The sequence below is a fragment of the Dehalococcoidales bacterium genome (assembly GCA_028717385.1).
Taxonomy (GTDB): domain Bacteria; phylum Chloroflexota; class Dehalococcoidia; order Dehalococcoidales; family CSSed11-197; genus CSSed11-197.
In genome coordinates this window covers 1-3076 of the sequence record JAQUNW010000068.1, presented here as the reverse complement: position 1 = coordinate 3076, position 3076 = coordinate 1, and the positions used below count along the sequence as shown (strand labels likewise).

General features: G+C 42.4%; 3 protein-coding genes. 2 read left to right on the top strand and 1 reads right to left on the bottom strand.

What is annotated here, in order from left to right; translation table 11 throughout:
• Positions 1-619: 619 nt before the first annotated feature.
• Complete coding sequence (locus PHX29_07380) at positions 620-997, bottom strand: hypothetical protein (GenBank protein ID MDD5605703.1); 378 nt, start codon at positions 995-997, stop codon at positions 620-622.
• A 259-nt stretch (positions 998-1256) separates the two neighbouring features.
• Between PHX29_07380 and PHX29_07375 the strand changes: the two genes are divergently transcribed.
• Together PHX29_07375 and PHX29_07370 are read left to right on the top strand one after the other, a co-directional pair.
• On the top strand, positions 1257-2321 hold the full coding sequence (locus PHX29_07375) for an iron ABC transporter permease (protein ID MDD5605702.1): 1065 nt from the start codon (positions 1257-1259) through the stop codon (positions 2319-2321).
• Positions 2321-3076: ABC transporter ATP-binding protein (locus PHX29_07370; GenBank protein MDD5605701.1), on the top strand; the 756-nt coding region annotated here is incomplete at its 3' end. The genes PHX29_07375 and PHX29_07370, both read left to right, overlap by 1 nt.

Sequence of the window (3076 nt, the reverse complement as noted above, 5' to 3'; positions counted from 1 at the left end):
AAGGAATCATACCAAAAAATGGTGTTAATATGGTGTTAATTTTTTTAAATACTGTTTTGGTAGCTTTGTGAAACATTGGTCTTTTACGTTTGAAATCGGTGTTTTGGTTATTAGCACATTGGTTCTATTTTAATCGTGGAATGAAGACTTGGTACCTTCATTCCACGATTACGAAACCGTTGCTCTACCAACTGAGCTACGCTGGCTAAATAACAAGTCATCAATTTATCTTTATTCCCTGCTGGACACTGTGCTGACAACCAGTAAACAAATACCTACCGTTTAGGTTGTTTATTATATCATCACTACCCTTTTTTCACTAGGAAAAATCGCCCGGCAACCAATAAGCTTTTATCGTTATTATCACACAGATTTATAAAAACCGGTTAAACTCTTTTAAAATTAAACCAGCTCTAAGCGCTGCTCATAATAGACTGAACTAATTGAAACGTTCATTAACTTTTTCTTTTCGGTTATCTGAAAGTAGCAGGGGCTAGGGGCGGATTGCCCCTAGCCCCTGCCGATCTCAATGATATATTTCCAGTTCTCGAATCGCAGTCATAAAATAGCTTGTCGTAAATTGTTAAATACGTGCTCCAGCAACCTGTTGAAACTCAGGTTATTTCGCTTGCAATTTAAACCAAGCAGCGTTTTCACCCCAACGATGGCCATAAACAGCAACCGGCGAGTTATCTATGTTTACTAGAAAAGCTGTATAGCCTACGTGTTCAGCGCCCTCATATAATTTCGTGCTCAAATCGGGATCCTTGCCGGCTACGGAGTAGAAATCGGTATACTCGACGCCAGTAGATGAATACAAATCGAATTGGGCATGGTTTATATTATACGGCTCTTCCTCCAGTTCCAGGATTTTGATCCGGAATTTTACTAAGATGTATTCTTTTCCGACTCCCGGTTCATTATTGAACATATTCCATGATTTCACAATGCCCCAAGCATAGTTCCCTGAAATGTTTTCAAGCATCTCCTGTTCCATTTTTATTTTTCCGTCAAGCCAATCGTTAATATTAAGCAATATGGTTTGATTTAAACCGGCAGGATTCATGCGTGACGTCTGAGGAGCATCCGGATTTTATTGATATTTTATGCGTTGTTTTTCTGTGACCGTACCAAGTTAAGAGTATGAAAGCCAACTGTAGAATACCGTACTTGACAATACGATATATTAGCGATAATATAACGCTAATTAACACCCAGTAATCCCAACTTGCTCTTATGCCTTTTAGAAGGATGTGATGAAAACAAATATAAAGCTTCAAGCTGATAAACTCTGGAATATAAACCTTAAAAGCGAAAACGGGTTTCTTCTAAAAGTCTTAATCCTGTGTATTTTACTTGTTACCCTATTTTTTCTGTCTTTTAAGGTTGGAAGATACGATATCTCAGCAAAGACAATCATTGACATTTTTGCTTCACACGTATTTCCGGTCCAGCAGTATTGGGACGACACCCTGGGAATTGTTGTTCAGCAGGCGCGGTTTCCTAGAATAATGCTCGCCATTCTGATCGGCGGCGCCCTTTCGGTATCCGGAGCCTCCTACCAGACTCTTTTTAAAAATCCAATGGTGTCCCCCGATATCCTTGGTGTATCTGCCGGTGCTGGTTTTGGAGCCGCTCTGGCTATGATTAATGGGGCAAACTGGGTCGGTATACAGAGCTCCGCCTTTATATTTGGGCTGCTGGCTGTCGTTATTGCCTTCACGATTGCTCAAATTTTCGGCGGTAGGTCCTTCACAGTGCTGATACTCGGCGGGATTGTGGTAGGCAGTTTTTTCCAAGCGCTGCTATCAATTATCAAAACCCTTGCAGATACAGAAAACGAACTGCCGGCAATTACCTTTTGGTTGATGGGGAGCCTAAGCCGCGGCGACAACGATGATGTCATGGTAATGCTTCCCGCATTGATTATTTCACTAGCTCTGCTGTTTTTATTCCGGCATCATATCAACGCACTTTCCGCTGGAGAAGATGTTGCCCAAACCCTGGGTGTGAATGTTACCCTGGTTAAAATAATCATTGTTTCAAGTTCTACCTTAATGACCGTCGCATCGGTTGCAATTTGCGGCATTATCGGCTGGATCGGATTAGTGATTCCGCATTTCGCACGTATGTTGGTAGGTGCCAGTTATTCGAAAATTATTTTAGTTTCATTTCTGATGGGCGGTTTTTTCCTGCTATGTATTGACAATATCATCCGCGGAGTACAGGGGGTGGACTTACCGCTCGGTGTACTAACCGCTCTTATCGGTACTCCTGTATTCGCTTTGCTATTAACCAGAATGAAAAGGGGGTGGAATTAATGCTGGAAGTAGATAATTTAAAATTTTATTACAGCCGGGAAAATGAAATTATAAAAAATATATCCTTTTCCCTCAATGAGCACGATGTTCTTTGTCTTTTGGGCCCAAACGGAACCGGCAAGACCACTCTTCTGCGTTGTTTATTAGCGCTCAATAAGCCGAAATCGGGGAATATTTATGTTGACGGTACAGATATCACAAAAACTGGAACCCGCAAAATGGCAAAATACCTGGCCTATGTTCCGCAGGCATCTTCTATGGCATTCCCATATGATGCGGAGGAAATCGTTCTCATGGGCCGCATCGCCCATCTGGGCTTGGGCGCCGGTCCGACTCAAAAGGATAGGGAAATTTGCCGGGAAGCAATGGAAACCCTGGGGATATCTCATCTAAGGTCGAAGTTATTCAACAAGATGAGTGGAGGAGAGCGGCAGATGGTGCTGGTTGCCAGGGCTATGGCTCAACAGGCTCGTATTATGGTGATGGATGAGCCGACTGCCAACCTGGACTATTGCAATCAGGTAAAAATTCTTCAAGTTATTAGTCGGTTATCGGAACAGGGCTATTCAATATTAATGACTACCCATTTTCCCGATCACGCCTTTCTGGCATGCAGCCGCGTCATGTTAATGAGGGATGGATTTATTATAGCATGCGGAACACCGGACAAAGTCGTCACTTCCGACAGCCTTTCAGATCTTTATCAGACTCATGTATGTGTTACTGAAGCTACGCTTTATCCCAATAATACGAGA